Here is a 23,355-nt window from a genome sequence, read left to right on the forward strand (position 1 = left end):
GAGCCCGGCGGCTCCGGCGGACCCGGAGCCGCGTGGGGGCGTGGGATGTGGGATGTGGGGGGAGGCGTGGAGCGCGGGCTCAGCGCGTGCCGTTGGCGCGCTCGTTGTACGTCCCGGCGTACTCCTGGCCGGACAGCTTCTGGATCGTCTCGATGATCTCGTCGGTGATGGCCCGGCGGGCCTTGGCCGGAGGGAGGTCGCGGTAGTGCGAGAAGTCCATCGGCGGGCCGATCCGGACGGTGGGGCGGGGGCCCAGGAACTTCGGCATGGAGGCGCCGACCGGCTGGATCTTCTCCGTGCCCTCCAGGGCGACCGGCAGCACGCGCGCGCCGGAGGCCAGCGCCAGCCAGCCCACGCCCGTACGGCCGCGGTAGAGCCGGCCGTCCGGGGAGCGCGTGCCCTCCGGGTAGATGGCGAAGGCGCCGCTGCTGTCGAGGATCTCCCGGCCCTGCTCCAGGGCGGCCATCGCGCCGCGCTGGGCCCCGCGCTGGATCGGGACGTGCCCGAGGGTGGTGAGGAACCAGCGGACGAACCAGCCCTTGAGCCCGCTGCCCTCGAAGTAGGCGGCCTTGGCGACGTAGGTGACGGGCCGGGGCATCGACAGGGGGATGATGAAGCTGTCGATGAACGACAGGTGGTTGCTGGCCACGATCAGGGGCCCGTACCGCGGGACGTTCTCGAGCCCCTCGACCCGCGGCCGGAAAAGCAGGCGCAGGATCGGGGCCACGACTCGCGACATGAACGTGTAGAACACCCAGCCTCCAGAATTCGGCACCGCCACTGTAACGTCTGAGCCCATCCGCATCTCGCCCGGCACGGTCGTCTTTCTGCGATCAAGCCCCCACGAAATGGTTCCGTCGCAGGTCAGAGCGGGGTGGTGCGGAGATCCCCCCGTACCGGGCAGCGCACCCGGAACGAGCCGACATTGGACACCCCATCCAATCCCATGCCATTCCTTACCGAAAAGTAGGTTTCTGCTCGGTAGCTTTACCGGGCGGTTCCGGCGATCGCGGACCCCCGGGGGGTGGCGCATCGGTTACGGTCGGGGAGTACGGGGCGGCCGGTCCCCCCGCCCGGCGGGCCCGGTTCGCGAGGACGGACGGGCGATCCGCCCGCGGCGGCGGGCCGCGGATCGCTCTCATACTCGGGGCGGGAGGTTGCCCATGGAGTTCGACGTTCACCTGCTCAGACAGGACCGCTGCGCCGTCGTTCGGGTGCGGGGTGAGATCGACGTGCTCTCCCGCGAACGGTTCGAGGAGGCGATGATGGAGGCGCTGGAGGCCGGCGGGCCGATGGTGGTCGACATGCGGGAGGTCACGTTCTGTGACTCCACCGGGCTCAACGCCATCGTCACCGCCAACCGCCGCGCGCTCGCCCGCGGTACCGCCATGGCGCTGGTCGCGCTGCCGCCGCGGATCCGCCGGGTCTTCCGGATCACCGCCGTCGACGAGTTCATCCCGATCTACGACACGCTGCGGGAGGCCGTCAGCGCCCTGCCGTCCACCACGTCCTCCTGAGCCCGCGCCGAGCCTCCGGACCGGTGCTCCGGTGCCGGGGGCCCGGCCAGGAGGATCCTTCGACGCTCAGGAACATCCTTCGAACTGCGGGACGCTGCCGACCAGCTTCAGTCCCGACCCGTGGAACCACTTGGACAGCAGCCGGGCGGCATGGCCGGACTGGTACATCTGCGTGAGGGCCCGGTTGACGGCCTCGCAGCCGTCCAGATCGCCCTTGCGCAGCCCCACGCCGTACTTCTCGTCGGTGAACGGGGCATTGATGATCTTCACCGCGCGGCCGGAGGAGAAGCCCGCCAGGATCAGGTCGTCGGTGGAGACCGCGTCGATCCGCCCGTCGGAGATCATGTCCATGCAGGCGCTGTAGGTGGGCGCCGGGACCGGGATCGCGGCGATCTTCCGTTCCTCGATCACGCGCCGCGCGGAGTTGGAGCCGGTGACCTCGCACAGCCGCCGCCCCTTGAGGTCCCGGACGTTCCGGATCTCGGTGTCGTCCGCGCGGACCAGGGTGTCCTGGTGCGGGACGTAGTACGGCCCGGCGAAGGTCACCTGGGTCTTGCGCTTGGCGGTGATCGAGTACGTGGCGAAGATCATGTCGACCTGGCCCTCGCGCAGCGCCCGCTCGCGGACCGATGACGGGGTGGTCCGGAACGTGATCCGCTCGGGCGGCACGCCGAGCCGCCCGGCGACGTAGGTGGCCACCTCCACGTCGTAACCGATGTACGTGCCGTCGCGCAGGCGCAGCCCGAGACCGGGCTGGTCGGCCTTGACCCCGATCACCAGCGACCGTTTGGCGGCGACCGACTCGGGCCGCCCGCCGTCCAGGCCGCAGGCCGCCACCGGCGCCGGCGCCACGACGGCGGCCAGCGCGGCGGCGACCGCCCGCCGGCGCGGGACGCTCAGGGAGACTCCCATGCTCTGCTCCTCCGTCCTCCGCCGTCAGCGGAACTCGGCCAGCCGGGGCCGCAGCCCGGCGAGCACCAGCCCGGCGATGACCAGCGCGGCGGCCGGCGGCAGCACCGTCCAGCCGCGCAGCCCGCCGTCGGCCGCCGCGATCGCGCCGTCGAAGACGCCGCGGTGCACCGCGGCCTGCTGCACCAGGGCCCGGTCGTAGTCCTCGAACGCGCTGATCGCGCCGCCGTTCCCCCGTCCCATCCGCAGCTCGATGGCGCCCGCCCGGTCGCCGCGGGCGGCCAGCTCCCGCATCCTGCGGTCGTTGTCGATCACGGCGCCGTACGCCGCGAGCGTCCGGGCCAGCGTGCGGTTCTCCGCCGCGGTCCGCGCCTTCCGCGCCTGGTCGGCGTAGAAGCCCAGGAAGTCGACCCGGTCGCGACCCGGGACGTAGCTCCGCACCTTCCGGTCGAGCAGCGCGTAGTACGTCTCCAGGTTGAGCGGCCGGTCCCCGGCGTCGATGTAGAGCACCGACAGCGCCTTGTCGAAGTAGGTCTGCTCGTAGGTGTCGGCCCGCCGCGGGTCGAGCAGGTACCGGCTCTCGTCGGCGAACGCGCTGTGACTGATCGCGCGGGCCCGGGAGAGCGTCAGCATGGAGTCGAAGCCGTCCTCCTTGGCGGTCCGGAGATGGCCGGACTGCGCCGACAGCTGCGCGATCCCGGCCACGGCCAGGGCCAGGGTCAGGACCGTCGCCAGCGCCAGCGCCGGGTTGATCGTCCGGCGGAAGCCGCGGGCCAGGGAGACCTGGACGGCGACCAGGACGGCGAGCAGCACCACCCCTGCCAGCCCCACCTGCACCTGGCCGCTCTGGACGGCGCGCTGCTTGTCCTCGTACTCCTGCCGGACGGTCGCGCCGCTGTCGAGGGTGAGGTTGTAGGCGAGGGGCAGCAGTTCCATCCGCATCAGGTCGGTGGCCTGGCGGTGGGCGTCCACGACGGGGCCGGGCGGCTCGCCGGCGGGGTGCGCGGCCATCCGGTCGAGGACCAGCGCCTCGCCGACCAGCCGTTCGTACCGGCCCAGCGCCGCCATGACCTCCCGCACGGTCCGCTGCCGTTCGGCGTCCTGCCCGGCCAGCTGGGCGGCCTGGACGAGCGCCTGCCCGGCCTCCCGGCGGCGCTCGTCGTACAGGCGCAGCGATTCGTCGTGGCCGATGCCGAGGTCGTGGTCGCGCCCGATGAGCAGGACGTCGGACACCTGGGCGTCCATGTCGCTGAGCGCGAAGAACAGGTTGCCGGTGGCCACGACCTGCGGCCCCGCGTCGTGCCCGATGGTCTGCACGCCGTCCCGCGCGTTGCCGATCGCCAGGGTGAGGACGGTGAGGAGCGCGGCCACGGCGGCCAGCGCCACGGCCGCCTGCAACCGGATCCGGCCCGGCACGGTCTCCAGCCAGTGGCCCCGGGCGAACGTCGCCAGCAGGCTCCCGGGCCGCGTCACCGACATGCTCCCGGCCCGGGACCGGACGGCGGACGCGGCGCCGGGCGCGCCGGTCCCGGCCGGGGACCCGGACGGGGCGGTCCCGGACGGCGGGTCCGGCGGGACGCCGGGCGCGGGCGGTCTCCCGGGGGCGGGCGCCGGCGGCGGCACGGCGCCGGCAGGGGGCGCGGGTGTGGGTGTGGGCGTGGATCCGGACCGGCTCATGTCGGCGCACCTCCCGGCGCCCCTCCCGCGCGGGAGAGGATGATCGTGGTCCATGCGCCCACGTGGATGCGGTCCCCGTCGCCCACCGGCACCGGCACGTTGACGTCGATCGGCTCGGTGCCGCCGTTGAGCGTGGTGCCGTTCATGGAGCCGGGGTCCACGAGCTCCCAGGAGCCGCCCGGCCGCGCCAGCAGCACGGCGTGGACGTGGGAGACGCCGGGGTCCTCGGGCGGGACGCTCAGGTCGATCTCGGGCTCGATGCCCCGGGACGCGCTGCGCCGCCCGATCCGCACCTGCTCGCCCTCCAGCCGGATCCGGCGTTCGGGGCAGTACGGCGGGAAGGCGAGGGAGGCGGCGTCCGGGCCGCCGAGCGCGATCACCGAGTCGTAGTACGCGCGGTCGGCGACGATCGCGGCCGACCAGGCGGGGCCGCCCTCCCCCGCCGCGGCCGGACCGGAAACGGGGGCTGGAGGCGAGGCGGGCAGGGGAACGGGCGCCGCCAGGGGCATGGTCGGGGCCGGCGCGGGGCGGCGCGGCGGAGGCGTGGGCGTGGGCGTACCGGGCGAGGGCGTACCGGACGAGGGCGTACCGGGCGAGTGCGTACCGGGCGTGGACGGGACGGACGAGGGCGTGGACGGGACGGGCGTGGACGGGGGCTCGGAGAGCGGGGGCTCGGCGAACATCTGGGCCGTACGGCTCACCGTGCCGGTCTCGAAGTCGTAGGCGTCCTCTTCGCAGAAGCGTCCGGAACGGGGCGCACCGCACATCGGGCATTCCTCGCCGGGTTCGCCGTTCGCGGGCGAGTCGGCCGCGGAGGGGACGGGCTCCTCGTCGAACCGGTGCCGCGGGGCCCCGGGGATGAGGTCGCCGCAGACGTCGCAGAAGTCGGCCGTGGAGGACGTGTGACCGCTCGGGCAGATCGGCATGGCCTCACCCCTCTCCCGTCGCGGCGGAGCCCTCGGAGGCGGGACGCGTGGCACGGGTGCGCGGACGGCCCTCGTCCACGCGGTGCGCCGTCCGCACCGTCCGGACCGAACGGGTGTCCAGCGACATCTCGTCGGCCTTGGACACCTCCTTCTTCAGCCGCACGGTCCCCGACTCGCGGTCGATCACCTCCACGACGCGGTCCAGCAGCCCGGCGATCTGCTCGTTGCCGACCTCGCCGGCGAGCACCACGGCCCGTCCCAGCCGGGCGGTCGCGGTCTCCACGTCGCCCTCGCGGCGCGCCTCCAGGCCCTGCTGGACGGCCTCGGCCAGCTCCGACTGCCCGGTGTGGTGGGCGACGCGGGCGTTGATCCGGGTGGACTTGGCCTCGTCGTCGGTCCACTCGGCCAGCACGTTCTGCGCCGCCAGCTCCCGTTCGGCCGGGTCGCCGGGGGTGCCGGGAACGACGAGCTTCACCCAGGCGGCCCGCATCTGCCGTCCGACGTCCCCGGCGGGGACCTCGACGCACAGGTGGTACTCGCGGTCCTCGTTCCCCCACGCCCCCAGCGGGTAGTCGCCGATCTGGCCGGAACCGGTGCGCCGTCCGGTGAGGTCCTCCACCGACGGCACCATCTGCTTGAGGAAGCGCAGCCGGGCGTGCCGCGGCGTCCAGACGCGCAGGACCACGTCGGCGACCCGCTTGCCCATGGCCGCGGTGGTCATCTCCCGGAAGTCGGCCTCCAGATCCTGCGGGTCGGGCACGTCCAGGAACGACCCGAGCAGCGCCGAGGAGATCTTGCGCAGCTCGGCGACGTTCCAGTCGGTCCCGACGCCGCGGGCGTCGCAGACGAAGTTGCCGGCGCACTGATCCAGGGCGGCGTCCAGCTCCTCCGCGGTCTCGTGCTGGTTCTTGCCGTCGGTGAGCAGGATCGCGTGCCGGACGGCGTCCCGGTGGTCGGCGAACAGCCGGTCGGCCAGCAGCAGCCAGGAACCGATGGCGGTGCCGCCCGCGGCCTCCAGCGTGGACACGGCGCTCACCGCCTCCGCCCGCGTCGTGGCGTCCATCCGGACCAGCCGCTTGCCCCGCGGGTAGATCATGCGCGGCTGGTTGGCGCCCGCGATCACCGCGAAGTGGACCCCGTCCCGCAGCACGTTCAGCGCGCCGCCGGCCGCCCTGCGGGCCGCCCACAGCTTCCCCGAGTACGACATCGAGCCCGAGGAGTCGATGATGATGATCTCGGCGGCCTCGCCGGGAACGGCCTCGCCGGAAGCGGCGGCGTCTCCGGTCGCGCCCTCGGCCGTGCCCTCGGTCGCGGCGCCCGTCGCCTCGACGGTGATGATCGCGTGCATCTCCCGCCCGCCCGCGGGGAGGTACGGGTTCTGGTCGACGCGGATGCTGAACTCGGGTGGTTCGCTCATCTGGGGGGCTCCCTGCTAGGTCCGTCCTGGGCTTGGGGAGATGCGGCGGGGGTGGGAGCTGAGGGTTCGGCGGGGGACTGCTTAGCGGGGAACTGCTCGGCGGGAGACTGGTTGGCGGAGGGCTGCTCGGCGGGGGACTGCTCGGCGGAGGGCTGCTCGGCGGGGGACTGGTTGGCGGGTGGGAACGGGATGAGGGCGACCGTGACGTTGTCGTGCCCGCCGGCGTCGAGCGCGGTCCGCACCAGGCCCCGCGCCGTCCCGAGCAGGCCGGCGTCCGCCGCGCCGTTACCGTTCCCGTTCGCGTTCATGTTCGTATTCGTGTCCGGATTCGTACTCGCGTCCAGGTCCGGGTTCGCGTCCGGGTACGGGTTCGTGTCCGGGTTCGGGTTTTCCTGCCGGGACGGGTCCATGGCGGCGTACGTGGCCGCCTCCAGCGCGGCCGGCTCGGGCAGGTGGTTCCAGAGGCCGTCGCTGCAGATCACGACCAGGCCGGGGCCGCGCGGCCGGAACGTCACGGCGTGCGGGGCGAAGGCGTCGGCGTCGGCGCCCAGCCAGCCGGTCAGCAGGTGCGCGCGGGGATCGGCGCGGGCGGCGTCCGCGGTCATCGTGCGCCGGGCGATCATCTGGTCGGCCCACGAGTCGTCCCGGGTGAGCAGCGCCGAGCCGGTGCCGCCGGAGCCGTTGATCCAGTAGGCGCGGCTGTCGCCGACCCAGCCGATGGTCACCGACTGCGGCGCGACCACGGCCGAGACGTACGTGCAGGCGGGGGGGTTGCGGCGCGAGCCGGAGAGCCCCTCGACCGCCTCCCTGGCCCGGTCGAGCGCGCCCCGCGTGGCGGTCTCCGGGCCGTCGCCCGCCGCCAGCCGCTGCGCCAGCGTCGCCGCGCCGGTGTCGGCCGCGACCTGGGCGGCCTGGTCCGATCCCGGCGCGGACGCGACGCCGTCGCACACCACCGCGCACACGGCGCGGGGAAGCGCGGCCATGGCGAGGGCGTCCTCGTTGCGGCTGCGGCGGCGTCCGAGGTCGCTCACCCCGGCGGCCCGCACGCCCTCCTCCACGGGGCCGACCAGCTCGATCTCGACATGGTCGTTGCCGGCGGGCCGGCGCAGCCCGCAGCGGTCGCAGAAGCCGTCGTCGTCGATCCGGGTGCCGCCGCAGTCGCCGCAGATCGGGGGCGGCGCCGGTCGTACCCGCCGGGACGAGGTCTCCAGCACCGCCTCGGGCCGTACCTCGGGAACGTGGACGACGGCGCGCGGCCCCCGCCGCGCCCGCCCGCAGCGCTCGCAGAAGTGGTCGCCCGGGTCGTACTCCTCCCCGCAGGCCGGGCAGGAGGCCGCCACCTTCCGGTCCCCGATGTTCTCGATGTTCTCGATGCCCGCCTCGTCCATGGTCAGAACAGCGTCCTCGGGCGGACCGCGTTCGCCCGCTTGACCAGGGCGTGCCGGGCGGGGAAGCCGCCGGCGAGCTTGGCCAGCAGCCGGTAGGTCTCCTCCAGCCGCCGCCGCAGCGCCGGCTCGTCGAGCGGCGTCCCGAGCAGTTCCCGCGGGGCGGTCCCGGACCCGTTCCCGGACCTGTTCCCGGACGCGCCGTTCCCCGGCGTGGACGCCCGCAGCCAGCCGAGCGCCGCCTCCAGGACCTCGGCGGCGAACGTGTTGTACCGCTCGGTGTCCAGCCGCAGCGTCTCCAGGCGCCGTCCCACGTCGCACAGGGTCGCGGCGTTCAGCTCGCCCGGCCGCCGCCCCCGGACCGCGGTGACCACGGCCGCGAGCTGGGCGGAGATGTAGTGGCTGGAGATGCGGGGCACCGAGTCCAGCACCTCCTCGGCGCCCTTGCGGTCGCGGACCGCCAGCCGCACCCGGGCCAGCCCGAACGCGGCGCTGACGAAGGTCGGGTCGGTGCGCCACACCGTGTCGTAGTAGCGGTCGGCCTGCTCGGTACGGCCCGCGCACTCGTGGCAGAACGCCAGCGCCAGCTTGGGCGCCGTCTCCCCCGGCATCAGGTCGTACAGGTCGTCGAAGATCGTGACGGCCTCGGCGAAGCGGCCCCCGGCGAGCGCGGCGGCACCGCGGTACCAGTCGACCCGCCAGTCGTCGGGCCGCAGTGCCGCGATCTCGTCCAGCAGCGCCTCCGCCTCGGCCGGCTCGCCCTGCTCGATCCGCACCCGGGCCAGGGCCAGGCTCAGCTCGGTGGACGACACGGGCGCGGACCCGAGGGCGGCGGCCAGCTCGTCGGGGTCGCGGGCGGTGAGCCCGGCCAGGAAGCCCGCCGCGGGATCGGTGCTCTCCACCAGCGGTACGGGCAGCGCGGCGGCCGCGGCGGCGGGCGCGAGCGGCGCCAGGACCGGGCTCGGCCCGTTCCCGCCCGCGGCGGCCGTCCCCGGACCTGTCCCCGAGGCCGTCCCCTGGGCCGTTCCCGGGGGCGGCCCGGCGGCCGGTGCCGTGGGGAGAGCGCTGACGATCTCGGTGCCCGCGGCGTACTGCTCCGGTCCGAACAGCGCGGACGGCGCCGGGCGTGCCAGCCCGTCGTCGGTCGACAGGACCTCGCGCAGGACGCCGGTGAGCTGCTCGGCCATCTCGGCGGCGCTCTGGAAGCGGCGGGCCGGGTCCATGTGGGTGGCGCGGCGCAGCAGCCGGTAGTACGACTCGTACCGGACCAGCAGCGGCACCTCGCCGCGCGGCGGCAGGCTGCGCAGGTGGCGGCCGGTGTAGCCGCGGAACGGGAAGCTCAGCACGGCCAGCGTGCGGCCCACCGTGTAGAGGTCGGAGGTGATCGACGGGCCCTGGTCGGCGATCTCCGGGGCCTGGTAGCCGGGGGTGCCGAAGATCGGGCTGGACGCGTCGAACGCGCGCCGCACCCCGCCCAGGTCGATCAGCTTGAGCTGCTCCTCCGACTGGATGGCGTTGTCCGGCTTGAAGTCGCAGTAGAGCAGGCCCACCCCGTGCAGGTAGCCGAGGGCGCGCAGCACCTCCAGCCCGTAGGCGATCACCTGCCCGAGCGGCAGCGCGGCGTTCTCCCCCTCCTCCCGGCGGCGTTCGAGGAGGATGTCCTTGAGGGACCGGCCGCCGACGTACTCCATGACGATGTAGCCGGATCCGCCGTGCCGGACGAAGTTGTAGATCTTGACGATGTTGGGGTGCTCGACCTCGGCGAGGAAGGCGCGTTCGGCGGTCGCGGCGGCCAGGGAGTCGCTGTCGCCGGTGTCGAGCAGGCCCTTGAGGACCACCCACCGGCCGCTGACGTTGTGGTCGCGGGCCAGGTAGACCCAGCCGAGCCCGCCGTGCGCCAGGCAGCCGAGGACCTCGTACTGGCCGCCGATCCACTGCCCGGGGCCGAGCTTGGGCGTGAACGAGAACGGATGCCCGCAACTGCGGCAGAAGCCCTCCGTACGGCCCGGCCGCCGGTCCCGGCCGCGCCCCACCGGTTCGTCGCAGCGGCTGCAGAACCGCCGGCTCTCCGGCACCTCCGGCCGTTCCATGATGGCCGAGGCAGGGTCCCGGTAGGGGACGGGCGGCACCTCCACCAGCCCGGCCCCGAGCATCCCGCGCCCCGCCGAGCCGGAGCCCGACCCACCGCTGCCCCGCGACCCGCGCGTCGCCGTACGCCCGGACGAGCCCGACCCCCGTGAACCGGAGGGGCCACTGGCCGGGCCTGATCCGCCCGTCGGTCCTGACGACGCCGAGGCGGCCCGGGTCGCCTGCGACAGGGACGCCGCGTCGGGCGGCGCGGACCCTGGCATCGACCCGCCGCCCGTGCCCGTCCCGGCCCCCGAAGGCACCGACGCCCCGGACGCCCTGGACGCGCCGGACGCGCCGGACGCCCTGGACGCCCTGGACGTGCCAGAGCGACCCGACGCACCGGACGGCGTCGCTGCGGAGGGCGTCGCGGCGGACGGCGCGGAGGGCGGCGGCGCCATGCCGCACACGTCGCAGAAGCCGTCGGCCTGGACGGCCCCCGTGCAGCCGGGCTGGTCGCACCCGGACATCGGCAATGCCGTCATCGGCCCGGCTCCGTCCCGCTCTCGCGCGCCTTGATCGCGCGCTGGTACTCCGCCAGGGCCGCGGTCGCGCGGCGCAGGTCGCAGGGCGAGGTCCACAGCAGCTCCCGCGCCTTGCCGTAAAGCTCCGCGAGCCGCTCGTCCTCGGCGAACCCCAGCCGACCCGCCTTGGCCTTGTAGGCGTCCAGCCGTCCGCGCAGCTCGCCCCGCCGGTCCAGCAGCCCGGTGCTCAGCCGCAGGTTGTCGCGGGCCTGCTCCAGCGCGGCACCGGTCGCCCGGTCCAGCTCGGCCACCCGCGCGGCCAGCTCCGCCCAGCGCCCGGCCCGGCGCAGCGTCTCCAGACCGGCCAGCCGGTGGCGCAGCCCGGTGCCCAGCGCGGGCGGCTCCGGCAACCGGGCGGAGTCGATCTTGAGGGTGGCGGTGGTGCGGGCCTCCCGTGCCCGCGTCTCGGCCTCCTCCACGTCGGCGATGGACGCGGTCACCTCCGCCAGCCGCTGCTCGTACCCGTCGCGCAGCCGGACGGCCTCGGCCAGCGACGCGCGCAGCGCCTCCAGCGCCTCGCGCAGCCGGTGGAGCCGGCCGGTGTCGACCTGGCCGTCCCGGACCAGCGAAAGCGGGTCGGTACGGGCGGCCTGCCCGAGGGCGCTCAGCTCGCGGCCCAGCCGGTCCAGCTCGGGGTGGCGCGAACCGTCCAGGCCCTGCGCCAGCCGGGCGGTCTCCCGCCAGGTCTCCTCGATGTCCTCCAGCGGGACCAGCAGCGCCGTCCAGGCCGTGTCCGCCGCCGCGATCACCTCGGCCGCGCGGGCGTACCCGCCGGACATCCGGGACACCGCCTCGGCCAGCGTGATCCGCTTCTGGGAGGCGCCCAGCAGCGTCCGCCGCTCCAGCGGGATCTCCCCGTCGGGCACCTCGACCGACTCGCCCGCCAGCAGCCCGGTCAGCTCCACCAGCACGGCCGCGCCGGGACGCTGGTGGCGGTCGCGCAGCTCGGCGGCGGTGTCCAGCACCTTCTGGTACGCGTCGTACAGCCGCCAGACCATCGCGATCTCGGCCCGCGCGTCCTCCCACCGGCGCCAGGTCTCGCCCGCCAGCCGGGCGCCCTTGAGCAGCCGGGTGCCGTCGTGCCCCTCCAGGTCCAGCAGCGCGGTCGAGATCTTCTCCTGTTCCGCGCGCAGGTCCCGGAGGGCGTGGTCGATCCCCTCACGGCTCATGGGCGCGGCGGCGCCGGCCCCGCTCTCGTTCACCTCTGCCCCGCGTTCATCGTCCCCGTCGGTCAGGTGTGCGCACCGCCCCCATGATCCGACGCACGCTCGACCATCAGTGTGATGGGTGACACTTTTCGAGACAAGCGACCCGGCCTGCCCCGGCCGTGCCCCGCGCCCCGGGATCACCGGGCGCCGCCGCCTGCCGCGCGGGCCCCGGGATCGCCGGGCGCCGCGCTCGCGGCGGGTCTCCGGGCCGGTCGCCGGCCCTCCGGGACATCCTCCCGCAGGACACGGCGCGGACGATGAGGGGATCATCACCTCCGCAGTGCTTGTCAACGGGGAACCACCTGGTATGAGGTGACGTTGCGTTAGAGGAGAATCGTCTCTGAGAGGAGTTGAGAGTCCGCAGTGTCGGACCCTAGTCATAGACCCGGTGAGCCATGCTGACCGGGGTGCTGGGCGTCGTCGCCGTGATCGTGCTGACCGCGGCGACCGGCTATTTCGTGGCCCAGGAATTCGCATTCGTCGCCGCCGACCGCGCGCGGCTGACCCAGGCCGCCGACCAGGGTGACATCGCCGCGAGGCGGGCCCTGAAGGTCATCGGCCGGCTCTCGTTCATGCTGTCGGGCGCTCAGCTCGGCATCACCATGACCACCCTGGTGGTCGGCTTCATCGCCAAGCCCGCCCTGGCCGAGCTGATCGAACCCTTGCTGCGCGTCGCGGGCGTCCCGCTCGGCGCCACCGGGGCGATCGCGCTCGCCACCGGGTTCGTGCTGGCCACCCTCATCCAGATGCTGCTGGGCGAGCTGTTCCCCAAGAACCTGGCGCTGGCCCGCGCGGAGTCGCTGGCCCGCGCCCTGGCCGCCTCGACCCTCGTCTACCTGACGGTGTTCGGCCCGGTGATCCGGCTGTTCGACCGTTCCGCCGTGCGGCTGCTGCGCGCGCTCGGCGTGGAGCCGGTCGAGGAGCTGCACAGCGGGGCCACGCTGGAGGAGCTGGGCGAGATCATCGGCCGTTCCCGCGGCGCCGGTACGCTGCCGGCCGACCTGTCCGGGCTGCTGGAACGCGCGCTGTCGTTCGGTGACCGCACCGCCGACGAGGTCATGGTGCCCCGTCCGCAGGTGAGCACCCTGCCCGGCGACGCCACCGTCGCGGAGCTGATCGCGCTGATCGGCGAGACCGGGCACACCAACTACCCGGTGTACGGGCAGGACGTCGACGACGTCGTCGGCGTCGCGGGCGTCCGCGAGGTCGCCGACGACACGCTCGACCCGGCCACCCCGGTCCGGCGGATCGCCCGCCCGGCACTGCTGGTGCCGGGCAGCCAGCCGCTGTACGGGGTGACCGAGCAGATGCGCGACACCGGCGAGGAGTTCGCCTGCGTGGTGGACGAGTACGGCGGGCTGGCCGGCATCCTCACGTTCGAGGACATCGCCGAGGAGCTGGTCGGCGAGATCGCCGACGAGACCGACGCCGACGAGGCCGCCCCCACCGCCGCCGCGGACGGCTCCTGGGTGGTGGACGCGGGGATGCGGATCGACGAGGTGATCCGGCTGACCGGCCTGGAACTGCCCGAGGGCGACGCCTACGACACCCTGGGCGGGCTGGTCATGGCCAGGCTCCGCCGGCTGCCCGCGCCCGCCGACAGGCTCGCCATCGAGCTGGAGTCCGGCGTCCGCGTGGAGCTGGAGGTGCTCACCGTACGCCGCCGGGTGGCCGACGAGGTGCGGCTGCGCACCCTCGCCCCCGTCACGGCGGAGGAACCGGCGGAGGACGCCGGCCGTGACGGCCTGGTGGCCGCGGGCAGGGAGGCGCCATGGACCCGATGACGACACTGCTGATCACGGTGCTGCTGCTGCTCGGCAACGGCTTCTTCGTCGCGTCCGAGTTCGCGCTGGTGGCGGTGAACCGCCCGCAGCTGGAACGCGCCGCCGCCCGCGGCAGCCGTCCCGCCGCGGCGGCCGTCGCCGGCACCCGCGAGCTGTCGCTGATGCTGGCGGGCGCCCAGTTCGGCATCACCATGTGCTCGCTGGGCCTGGCCATCGTCACCGAGCCGGCGTTCGAGCACTTCCTCGAACCGCCGCTGCACGCCCTGGGCGTCCCGGAGGCCGGGTCGAAGGCCATCGCGCTGGCCACCGCGCTCGCCGTGGTGACCTTCCTGCACATGGTCATCGGGGAGATGGCGCCGAAGTCCTGGGCGATCACCCACCCGGAACGGTCGGCGCTGATCCTGGCCCTGCCGTTCCGGGCGTTCGCAAAGGTCTCCCGGCCGATCCTGGCGGCCCTCAACGCCGTCACCAACGGCCTGCTGAGGCTCATCGGGATCACGCCCCGGGACGAGCTGGACGACCACACCGACCCGCAGCGGCTCGGTCACCTGCTCGGCGAGTCCCGCCGGCTGGGCCTGATCGGCCGGCACGACCACGAGCTGCTGCGGCGGGCCATCTCCGCCCGGGAGGTGACCGTCGGCCACCTCGTGGTGCCCGCCACCGCGGTGACCACGATCGACGCCGACGCCACCGCCGCGCGGATCCGCCGTACCGCCACCGACAGCGGCCACAGCCGCCTGCTGGTACGGGACGCCGCGGGCGACGTGGCGGGGATCGTCCACGTACGGGCGGCCATCACCGAGCCGGACGGCGAGCGCCGCGCGGCCGAGCTGGCCCACCCGGCGCCGGTCCTGACGGCGGGGACCACCGTCCTGGACGCGGTCACCCGGCTGCGCCGGGACCGGGCCCAGCTCGCGGTGGTCAACGACGCCCAGGGCGCGCTCGCGGGCATCGTCACCCTGGACGACCTGCTGGCCGAGATCCTGGCGACCAACCCGCACTGACCGTCCGCCCGGCCCTTCGCCCGGCCCTTCGCCCGGCCCTGTGCGCGGCCCGTGATCCCGGTGGATCACGGGCCGCGCGCTTCGGGCGTGGAAGTGGCAGCTGCGACGCCCTCGCGCCTGCGTGCGCCGTGTAGGTGTCGAGGTGCTGCAATGCGAAGTTTGTTCCATTCTTGGTGCCATGGAGGGACACCGGCACGACCACGCCCACCCGCACGGCCATGGCCACCCGCACGACCACGACCATGGCCACGGGGGTCTGAAACGCCGGCTCGCGCACCTGCTGCGCCCGCACTCGCACGACTCCGGCGAGAAGGTGGACTCCGCGCTGGAGGCCAGCGCGGAGGGCATGCGGGCCCTGTGGATCTCCCTGGCCGTGCTGGGCGCGACCACCGTCCTCCAGGCGTTCGTGGTGGCGATGTCGGGCTCGGTGGCGCTGCTCGGCGACACCCTCCACAACGCCGCCGACGCGCTGACCGCCGTCCCGCTGGGCCTGGCGTTCCTGCTCGGACGCCGCCCGCCGACCCGGCGCTACACCTACGGCTACGGGCGGGCCGAGGACATCGCCGGGGTCGTCATCGTGCTCACCATCGCCGCGTCCGCCGCCGCGGCCGGTTACACGGCGATCCAGCGCCTGGCCGACCCGCAGCCGGTGAACCACCTGGGCGCCGTGGCCGCGGCGGCCCTGGTCGGCTTCGCGGGCAACGAGCTGGTCGCCCGCTACCGCATCCGGGTCGGCCGACGCATCGGCTCCGCCGCCCTGGTCGCCGACGGGCTGCACGCGCGTACCGACGGCTTCACCTCCCTGGCGGTCCTGCTGGGCGCGGCGGGCGTCGCGCTGGGCCTTCCCTGGGCGGACCCCGTCGTCGGGCTGCTCATCACCCTGGCGATCGTCGTGGTCCTCCGCCAGGCCGCCCGCGAGATCTGGCACCGCCTCATGGACGCGGTCGATCCCGCCCTGGTCGACCAGGCCGAGGCCGCCCTCGCCGCGACCCCGGGCGTCCTGGGGGTGGGCGCGGTCCGCCTCCGCTGGATCGGGCACCGGCTCCGCGCCGAATGCGACGTCGTCGTCGACCCCGCCGGCACCGTCGTGGAGGCGCACCGGATCGCCGTGGACGCCGAGCACCGCCTGCTCCACGCCCTCCCCCGCCTGGCCGGCGCCCTGGTCCACCCCGATCCGCAGCCGCGCGATGGCGTCGATCACCATGCGGTCCTCACGGGACATCGATGATCGGAACGTGTGAGACGTTAGTCCCGGGCAGAAGGGGAGACATTAGACCCCTAAGCGATCGAACGGGATGAAGGCGTGGAGCACTCAGAAGGCACGGGCAGGCAGGGCGACGACCTTCCGGGCGAGGACACGACCACCCCACCACCGGGCCCCGGCCGTCCGCCCGCCCCGGAGGAGCCCGGCGAGGCCCCCGGCCCCGTACCGGCCTCCTACGCGGACGCGGACCTGACCACCCGCCCGCTGGCCACGGTCGGCGACGCGGTCGTCCCGCCTTCCGAGGCCGCCCCCGCGGCCCCCGGCGAGGAGACGCCCCGCCCACCCCTGGACGACGCCGCCCCGGACGGCCCCGAGCCCACTCCCGCGCCCGCCGCCGAGCCCACTGCCGAGGCGAACGCCCCCGAGCCCACTCCTGAGCCCACTGCCGGGCCCACTGCCGGGCTCGTTTCCGGGGCGGACGCCCTCACCACACAAGCCCTCCCGGCCATCCCACTGCCCGAGTCCGGCGAAGAGCCCGTCCCCCCGGTCGAGGAGGCTCCGCGACCGGCGAGCCCCCAGACCACGCTCCCGCTGGACGAGGCTTTGCACCCTGAGGCCCCGCAACCCGCGGCCCCACCGGAAGCAGCCCCGCAACCGGCAGTCCCCCAAGTCGCGGACGCCGAGACCGCAGACGCCGAGACCACGGACGCCCAGGTCGCGGACGCCCAGGTCGCGGACGCCGAGATTGCGGCACCGCCCGAAGTGCCCGGCTCCGCCGACACCCCTGAGCCCGCCGGGAAGGACACCCCTGACCCCGCAGGGGAGACACCTCCGGACTCCCTCACCACGCACGCGCTCCCCCAGGTCACCGACGACACCCCCGAACCGGCCACGCCGGAACCCACCGCACCGGCCGTCCCCCAGGACACGGACGGCCTGCGCGCGAAGGTGTCCGAGCTCTGCGACGCCTTGATCGAGTTCTACGAGGGACTCGAACGGGACCTCAGGGAGAAGGACCAGGAGGCAGTCGGATGGAGGCCGCACCTCACCGCGCTGCAAGCGATGCGGGAGGAACGGACCGCGGGCGGCTGGGACGGGCCGGCCCGGCTGCTGGTCGAGTCCGGGCCGTCGGCGGTGACCCGTGACGCCACGGTCGAGGAGATCGTCCGGGACGTGCTGGCCAAGGGGGAGCGGACGCTGGTGCTGGCCCCCACGGCCGTACGGGCCGAGGAGATCGTCCAGGCCGCCGGTCCCGAGGTGTTCGCGCTGCTGGTGAGAGAGGAGCAGGCACAGGCCGCCGTCACGCCCTCCCCGGCACCCCCGGCCGTTCCGCCGGTCACCCATGAGCCGGTCACGCATGAGCCGGTCACCCATGAGCCGGTCACCCATGAGCCGGTCACGCATGAGCCCACCACCGAAGCCACGGCCGTCGATGAGCCCGCCGCCGGCGCCATGGTGGCCGATGAGCCGTTCGTCGAGCGGAGGCCGGCGCGGGACGCGTCCACCCGTACGGTCGAGTTCAAGCCGTTGACCTCCGCTCCCGACGTGACCCGTCCCCAGGAGATACCGCCGACACCCGATCTGGGCGCCGCCGGGAGGACGCCGGTCATCGGCGAGCCCGCGGCCGTGATCGAGGGGAACGACGGGAGCACCACGCCCCTCCCCGATGCCGCGGAGATCGCCCCCGAGCCGCGTGACGACCGCGAGCAGGGCGCCCCCGGGCCGCAGGACGACCACGGGCACGCGCCGGAGACGCGGACGCGGTCGGTGACCGTACGGCCGGTCGGCGAGGCGTGGCGGCAGGCGTGGGCCACCGAGGCGCGGATGCTGCAGCGCGGGCTGATGTGGCTGGAGCAGTGGCCCCGGGACCGCGCCGCCCTGGACGCGCTGAAGGACGCCCGGGAACGGCGGCGGCAGGAGCTGGACGCCGAGGTGGCGGGCCTGGCCGCGCGGATCGAGGAGCTGAAGGGCGCCGTCGAGACCGCGGGGAGCGCCGGGGAGCAGGCGTCCGCGGACGCCGAACGGCTGCGGGCCGCCGAGGCGGAGATCGAGGCCGAGCTGGCCGAGCCGCTGGCCGAGGCGCGGCGGCTCCAGGAGGACGCGGACGCGACCGCGGAGGAGGCCGGGCGGTTCACCCGGATCGCCGAGGCCACGCTCGCGCGCTGCGCCGCGCTGGACCAGCGGGACGCCCAGGCGCGGGCGGAGCTGCAGGCGGCGCGGCAGCAGGAGGAGGCCCTGACCGCCGACCTGGCGAAGGCCCGCGACGACCTGCCGCGGGCCGTCGAGGAGGCGGACCGGCTGGTGTCGGAGTCGGCGGCGGCGGACGCCGAGGGGCACGCCCGCTACTACCGGCTGGCGGCGGCCGAGTCCGCGCTGGCGGCGCGGCGGCGGAAGATGACCCTGGGGCAGCGGCTGCATGTCGCGGCGCCGCCGCCGGAGATCAAGGACCTGCGGGCCGAGGTGAAGGCGCTGACCCGGGGCGCGGACGAGGCGGCGCGGCGGGCGAACGACGCCAAGGAGGCCGCCGAACGCGCGCACGGGTACCGCACCCAGCTGGAGGCGTTCATCCAGGAGGGCGGCGCCCGGCTGGCGGCGGCGCGGCAGGCCCAGGAGCAGCTCGGCGCCGAGCTGGTCCGGCTGGCGACGGAACGGGAGCGGGCCGCGGCCGACCACCGGGAGAAGGCCGGGCAGTCCGCCGCGGCCGTCGAGCAGGCCACCCGGGCGAGCGCGCTGGCGGTGGAGGCGCAGCGGGTGGCGCACGAGATCCAGGGGCGGCTGGCGGGGGCGCGGCAGGCCCATGAGGCGGCGCGGGCCGCGTACGAACGGGCGGGGGCGGAGGCCGAGGCCGCGCGGACCGCGCTGGCCGAGGCGGAGGCGCTGCTGGCGCGGCGGCGGGTGGAGGCCGAGGAGGAGCTGTCGTCGCGGTCGGCGGAGTTCGACGCGGCGACCGCGGCCGAGGCCCGTTCCCGGGAGAACGTCCAGGAGATCTGCGGTGCGGAGCGGATCGACATGGACCTGCTGGCCACGCACCAGGACCGCGCGATGGCGCGGATCGAGCGGCTCTCGACGTACCTGCGGCACGAGACCGGCCACGACTCCGCGGAGGACGCGGGCCAGGTCCTGCTGCGGACGGCCGACCTGGTGTGCGGTACGCCGCTGGGCGTGGGCGCGGCGGCCGGGACGGAGGACGGCGCGGAGTTCGACGTGCTGGTCGTCGCGGACGCCGGCGCGCTCAACGCGGCCGAGTTCCTGATCGGCGCCGTGCGGGCCCGCCGCTGGGTCCTGCTGGACGACGCGGGGTCTCCGAACGACGCGGGGTCTCCGGACGGCGCGGGGTCCCCGGACGAGCGGCCGCCCGCGCACCGGGAGTACCCGGAGTACGCGGGCGGCGGACGGTTGCTGGAGTCGCCGTTCCGGCTCAGTCGTCCTTGACCAGCAGGTCGAGCACCCAGCCGACCACCCCGACGACGATGGCGCCCGCGAAGGCGGCCCAGAAGCCGTCGACGGCGAACGGGAGGTCGAGCTCTCCCGCGAACCAGCCGGTGAGCATGAGCAGCAGCGCGTTCACCACGAGCCCGAACAGGCCCAGGGTCAGGACGTAGAGCGCGCAGCCGAGCGTCTTGACGATGGGTTTGATGACGGCGTTCACCAGGCCGAAGATCACTGCGACGCCGACCAGGGTCAGCGCCCGCCGCCCGGTGGTGTCGCCGGTGACCTCGATGCCGGCGATCAGCGCCGTGGCGACCCACAGCGCGACCGCGGTGATGCCTACCTTCAGAAGAATCCGCACATCACGATCCTGCGTCAGCGGTACCCGTGCCGCCATCAGCCCACATGGGGATCTCACCGGACGCGGTCTCATCACGGGGGACGAGTCCGCCTCTCAGGGGCGGCCCCAGGGGCGGGCGCCTGCATCGGGCGGGTGGACGTTCTCCGGCCGTCAGTCGGCGCGGTCGAAGAACGTGGTGCGCGCGGCGGCTCCGGCCAGGGGCTCCTTACGGGTGGGGCCGGGCTTGGGCGGGACGGCGGATCCGGCGACGGGGGTACCGGGCGCGGACGTCTGGGCACCGGGGGCCGGGGCCGGGGCCGGGGCGGGAGCCTGGGGGTTGCGAGCCTGGGGGTTGCGGGCGGGCGAGGTACGGTCCGGAGATCCGGCCCCCTCGCCGCGGCGCAGGCGCGCGACCTCCTGCTGGAGCCGGCGCTTCTCCAGCTGCAGGGTGCTCAGCGACTCCTCGCGCTCTTCGCGCAGCTCGCGCAGGTCGCGGCGGGCCCGGCGGCTCCGGCGGACACCCTTGAACGTGATCTGCAACCCGAACATGAAGACGGCGGCCACGACGGCTCCGGCGAGGAAGACCTGCCCCTGGTCTCCGACTCCTGGGACGTTCTGGCCGAAGGCGGTGAGCGCCGCGGCTCCTTCGTTGTCCAATACGATGCCGGCCGCGGCGGTCACGGCCACCGCTGCCACGAGCAATCCGAGGAACACCATGGGGCTGTTCTCCTCTCTCCGTCACTCTCCGGAGGCGGGACGACGGCCATCACCCTGCCAGACCCGACATACTTTTGTCTCATTTACGACATTCATCCAGGTCATCGACCGTGCACGTGGAGCGACCGCCGGGATTCCCGCCGTATCCGTTGGGTAGTGGACCGGTGCGGTGAACCCGAGAGCAGAGCCGGGAGTGGTCCATGCAGGTGCTGGCCGTGATCTTCGACCTGGACGGGGTGCTGATCGATTCCGAACCCCTCTGGGAGGAGGTCCGCCGCGGCGTCGTCACCGAGCACGGCGGGCACTGGCCGCCCGGCACCCAGGAACGGCTGATGGGCATGAACACCGTCGAGTGGGCCGCCTACCTGGCCGACGAGCTGCTGGACGGCACCATGGCCTCCGACGAGGTCGCCTACGAGGTCATCGACCGCATGCACCGCCGGTACGCCGAGGGGGTGCCGCTCCTGCCGGGGGCCGTGGCCGCGGTACGGCGCCTCGCCGAATCCTTCCCCCTCGGCCTGAACAGCTCCTCACCGCGCATTCTCATGGAACTGGTCCTCGGCTCGCTCGGCCTCGACTCCCTGTTCCGCGCCACCGTGTCCACGGAGGAGGTCGACCTGGGCAAACCGGCCCCCGACGGCTATCTCACCGCCGCCGCCCGGCTGGACACGCCCCCGGGCCGCTGCGCCGCGATCGAGGACTCCGCCGAGGGGTTCCGCTCCGCGCACGCCGCCGGGATGCGGGTCATCGCCGTACCGCGCCCCGGCCATCCACCGCCCCCGGACGCGCTCGCGCTCGTCTCGCACACGGCCGCCGGCCTCGACGCCGTGACCGCCGACACGATCCGGGAGGCCGGCGCCGCCCCCCGCCCCGGCCTCGGCCCCGCCCCCGGCTGATGCCCGGCCCCCGCCGATGCCCGGCCTCCGCTGATGCTCCGCTCCTTGCCGATGCTCTGCTCCCGGCTGATGCTCGCCCCGGCTGATGCTCGCTCCCGGCTGATGCTCGCCCCGGCCGATGCTCCGCCCCTGGCCGTCCCGTCCGGGGCACGAGAGTCGCGTGACCGGCGGGTGAGCACAGGGTGCCCGCGCGTCACGGCCCGGGTCCGGCAAGAACGCACCCGCCCCCCGTACGGGCTCATAGGATGAATCGGTGCCTTTCCCGGAAACCGAAGACCAGCCCCTGGACCCGAGCGAGACCGCTGCGAGCGACGGCCCGGCGGTGAGCGAGGCGCTGCGCACGCTGCGCCGCGTGTTCGGGTACGAGTCGTTCCGGGACGGCCAGCAGGAGATCATCGAACATGTCGTCGCCGGCGGCGACGCCCTCGTCCTGATGCCGACCGGCGGCGGCAAGTCGCTGTGTTACCAGATCCCCTCCCTGGTCCGTAAGGGCACCGGGGTGGTCATCTCGCCGCTGATCGCGCTGATGCAGGACCAGGTGGACGCGCTGCGGGCGCTGGGCGTCCAGGCGGGCTTCCTCAACTCCACCCAGGACCTGGACGAGCGCCGGGTGGTCGAGGCGCAGTTCCTCGCGGGCGAGCTCGACCTGCTCTACCTGGCGCCGGAGCGGCTGCGCGTCCCGGCGACCGTCCAGCTCCTCGACCGCGGCACGGTCTCGCTGTTCGCGATCGACGAGGCGCACTGCGTGGCGCAGTGGGGGCACGACTTCCGGCCGGACTACCTCACCCTCTCCGGCCTGCACGAACGCTGGCCCGAGGTGCCGCGGATCGCGCTGACCGCGACCGCCACCCCGGCCACCCGGGACGAGATCGCCGCCCGGCTCGACCTCCGCGCCGGGCCCGACTCGAACACCCGCCACTTCGTGGCGAGCTTCGACCGTCCCAACATCCAGTACCGGATCGAGCCCAAGTCCGACGCCAAGAAGCAGCTGCTGCGGCTGCTGACCACCGAGCACGCGGGCGACGCGGGCATCGTCTACTGCCTGTCGCGCAACTCCGTGGACAAGACCGCCGAGTTCCTGACCTCCAACGGCATCGAGGCGGTGCCGTACCACGCCGGTCTGGACGCGGCCACGCGCGCCGCCAACCAGTCCCGGTTCCTGCGGGAGGACGGGCTGGTCGTGGTCGCGACGATCGCGTTCGGGATGGGCATCGACAAGCCCGACGTGCGTTTCGTGGCCCATCTCGACCTGCCCAAGTCGGTCGAGGGCTACTACCAGGAGACCGGACGGGCCGGGCGGGACGGCCTTCCGTCCACCGCGTGGCTGGCGTACGGGCTCCAGGACGTGGTCAACCTCCGCAAGATGATCGAGGGCTCGGAAGGGGACGACGCGCATCGGCGCCGGATGAGCCTGCACCTGGACGCGATGCTGGCCCTGTGCGAGGCGGCCACCTGCCGCCGGGTCCGGCTGCTCGACTACTTCGGCCAGGGCTCCGAGCCGTGCGGCAACTGCGACACCTGCCTGTCGCCGCCCGAGTCGTGGGACGGCACCGTCGCCGCGCAGAAGGTCCTGTCCACCGTCGTGCGGCTGGACCGCGAGCGGCGCCAGAAGTTCGGCGCGGGCCACGTCATCGACATCCTGCTCGGCAAGAAGAACGCCAAGGTCATCCAGTTCGACCACGACACGCTCAGCGTCTTCGGCATCGGGACCGACCTGCGCGAGGCCGAGTGGCGCGGCGTCGTCCGGCAACTGCTGGCGCAGGGGCTGATGGCCGTGGAGAGCAACTACGGGGCGCTCGTCCTGACCGACACCAGCGCCGAGGTGCTGCGCGGGCAGCGCGAGGTCATGATGCGCCGGGAGCCCGAACGGGCCAAGGCGACGGCCGCGAAGGGTGCCAAGAGCGGCAAGGACCGCAAGGCCCCGGTCGACCTGCCCGCGGAGGCGATGCCGATCTTCGAGCGGCTGCGCGGCTGGCGGGCCGCCACCGCCAAGGAGCAGGGCGTCCCGGCGTACGTGATCTTCCACGACGCCACGCTGCGCGAGATCGCCACCGCCCTGCCGGGTTCGCTGGCCGAGCTGGGCCGGGTGAACGGCGTCGGCGAGAACAAACTCGCCAAGTACGGCGAGCAGATCCTGGAGACCCTCGCGGCCACCGGCTGAGCCCAGCCCGAACAATTTTCCGCATTTTCTCGCTCACCTGCGAAAGCCCAGGTCAACGGGCCTTTCACCGTCCCCTCCCCGGACATTCCCGCAGCCTGGGATCGCAGGTCAGAGGGAAATGTGAAATGTA

Annotated in this window: 18 protein-coding genes; 8 read left to right on the forward strand and 10 right to left on the reverse strand. The window is 74.3% G+C overall.

The window, feature by feature from the left end:
* Window positions 1–79: 79 nt before the first annotated feature.
* Entirely contained in the window at window positions 80–754 is a 675-nt protein-coding gene (locus tag IW256_RS30540; RefSeq protein WP_345335350.1) for a lysophospholipid acyltransferase family protein, read from the reverse strand.
* A gap of 409 nt (window positions 755–1,163) precedes the next feature.
* Here IW256_RS30540 and IW256_RS30545 point away from each other — a divergent pair, with 409 nt between their 5' ends.
* Window positions 1,164–1,517 carry an STAS domain-containing protein gene (locus IW256_RS30545; RefSeq protein WP_197014248.1) on the forward strand — a complete coding sequence of 118 codons (354 nt, stop codon included), beginning with the start codon at window positions 1,164–1,166 and terminating at the stop codon, window positions 1,515–1,517.
* A gap of 66 nt (window positions 1,518–1,583) precedes the next feature.
* On the opposite strand, the gene IW256_RS30550 is transcribed toward IW256_RS30545, so the two are convergent.
* The 6 genes from IW256_RS30550 to IW256_RS30575 are packed head-to-tail and all read right to left on the reverse strand — an operon-like array spanning window position 1,584 to window position 9,984.
* Window positions 1,584–2,429: a glutamate ABC transporter substrate-binding protein gene (locus IW256_RS30550; protein ID WP_197014249.1), complete on the reverse strand. Its 846-nt coding sequence runs from the start codon at window positions 2,427–2,429 to the stop codon at window positions 1,584–1,586.
* Between the two features lie 24 nt (window positions 2,430–2,453).
* Window positions 2,454–4,103 carry a hypothetical protein gene (locus tag IW256_RS30555; RefSeq protein ID WP_269217957.1) on the reverse strand — a complete coding sequence of 550 codons (1,650 nt, stop codon included), beginning with the start codon at window positions 4,101–4,103 and terminating at the stop codon, window positions 2,454–2,456.
* Entirely contained in the window at window positions 4,100–5,029 is a 930-nt protein-coding gene (locus tag IW256_RS41590) for an FHA domain-containing protein (RefSeq protein WP_231403991.1), read from the reverse strand. The genes IW256_RS30555 and IW256_RS41590 overlap by 4 nt, the downstream gene beginning before the upstream one ends.
* Window positions 5,030–5,033: 4 nt before the next feature.
* Window positions 5,034–6,446 carry a VWA domain-containing protein gene (locus IW256_RS30565; RefSeq protein ID WP_197014250.1) on the reverse strand — a complete coding sequence of 471 codons (1,413 nt, stop codon included), beginning with the start codon at window positions 6,444–6,446 and terminating at the stop codon, window positions 5,034–5,036.
* A complete protein-coding gene (locus tag IW256_RS30570) occupies window positions 6,443–7,834 on the reverse strand; it encodes a PP2C family protein-serine/threonine phosphatase (RefSeq protein WP_197014251.1) in 1,392 nt (463 codons plus the stop codon). The genes IW256_RS30565 and IW256_RS30570 overlap by 4 nt, the downstream gene beginning before the upstream one ends.
* Before the next feature lie 2 nt (window positions 7,835–7,836).
* A complete protein-coding gene (locus IW256_RS30575; RefSeq protein ID WP_231403992.1) occupies window positions 7,837–9,984 on the reverse strand; it encodes a serine/threonine-protein kinase in 2,148 nt (715 codons plus the stop codon).
* A 211-nt stretch (window positions 9,985–10,195) separates the two neighbouring features.
* Here IW256_RS30575 and IW256_RS42880 point away from each other — a divergent pair, with 211 nt between their 5' ends.
* Window positions 10,196–10,477: a hypothetical protein gene (locus IW256_RS42880; protein WP_231403993.1), complete on the forward strand. Its 282-nt coding sequence runs from the start codon at window positions 10,196–10,198 to the stop codon at window positions 10,475–10,477.
* On the opposite strand, the gene IW256_RS30580 is transcribed toward IW256_RS42880, so the two are convergent.
* A complete protein-coding gene (locus tag IW256_RS30580) occupies window positions 10,440–11,684 on the reverse strand; it encodes a hypothetical protein (protein ID WP_197014252.1) in 1,245 nt (414 codons plus the stop codon). The genes IW256_RS42880 and IW256_RS30580 overlap by 38 nt on opposite strands.
* Before the next feature lie 401 nt (window positions 11,685–12,085).
* Here IW256_RS30580 and IW256_RS30585 point away from each other — a divergent pair, with 401 nt between their 5' ends.
* The 4 genes from IW256_RS30585 (at window position 12,086) to IW256_RS30600 (ending at window position 19,114) form a co-directional block, all read left to right on the forward strand.
* Complete coding sequence (locus tag IW256_RS30585) at window positions 12,086–13,474, forward strand: hemolysin family protein (protein WP_197014253.1); 1,389 nt, start codon at window positions 12,086–12,088, stop codon at window positions 13,472–13,474.
* The gene (locus tag IW256_RS30590) at window positions 13,462–14,478 is read left to right on the forward strand and encodes a hemolysin family protein (RefSeq protein ID WP_197014254.1); all 1,017 of its coding nucleotides are present in this window, start codon (window positions 13,462–13,464) and stop codon (window positions 14,476–14,478) included. Before IW256_RS30585 ends, IW256_RS30590 begins: the two co-directional genes overlap by 13 nt.
* A 178-nt stretch (window positions 14,479–14,656) precedes the next feature.
* Complete coding sequence (locus tag IW256_RS30595) at window positions 14,657–15,706, forward strand: cation diffusion facilitator family transporter (protein WP_197014255.1); 1,050 nt, start codon at window positions 14,657–14,659, stop codon at window positions 15,704–15,706.
* 75 nt (window positions 15,707–15,781) lie between these two features.
* Window positions 15,782–19,114: a hypothetical protein gene (locus IW256_RS30600; RefSeq protein WP_197014256.1), complete on the forward strand. Its 3,333-nt coding sequence runs from the start codon at window positions 15,782–15,784 to the stop codon at window positions 19,112–19,114.
* Here IW256_RS30600 and IW256_RS30605 read toward each other — a convergent pair.
* On the reverse strand, window positions 19,101–19,472 hold the full coding sequence (locus tag IW256_RS30605; RefSeq protein WP_307829221.1) for a phage holin family protein: 372 nt from the start codon (window positions 19,470–19,472) through the stop codon (window positions 19,101–19,103). The genes IW256_RS30600 and IW256_RS30605 overlap by 14 nt on opposite strands.
* 150 nt (window positions 19,473–19,622) lie before the next feature.
* Window positions 19,623–20,168 carry a hypothetical protein gene (locus tag IW256_RS30610; RefSeq protein WP_197014258.1) on the reverse strand — a complete coding sequence of 182 codons (546 nt, stop codon included), beginning with the start codon at window positions 20,166–20,168 and terminating at the stop codon, window positions 19,623–19,625.
* Window positions 20,169–20,368: 200 nt separating this feature from the next.
* Between IW256_RS30610 and IW256_RS30615 the strand changes: the two genes are divergently transcribed.
* Window positions 20,369–21,064: an HAD family hydrolase gene (locus IW256_RS30615; protein WP_197014259.1), complete on the forward strand. Its 696-nt coding sequence runs from the start codon at window positions 20,369–20,371 to the stop codon at window positions 21,062–21,064.
* 253 nt (window positions 21,065–21,317) lie between these two features.
* A complete protein-coding gene (gene recQ / locus IW256_RS30620; RefSeq protein WP_307829222.1) occupies window positions 21,318–23,225 on the forward strand; it encodes a DNA helicase RecQ in 1,908 nt (635 codons plus the stop codon).
* The last annotated feature ends 130 nt before the right edge of the window (window positions 23,226–23,355 follow it).

The organism is Actinomadura viridis (genome assembly GCF_015751755.1).
Taxonomy (GTDB): Bacteria; Actinomycetota; Actinomycetes; order Streptosporangiales; family Streptosporangiaceae; genus Spirillospora; species Spirillospora viridis.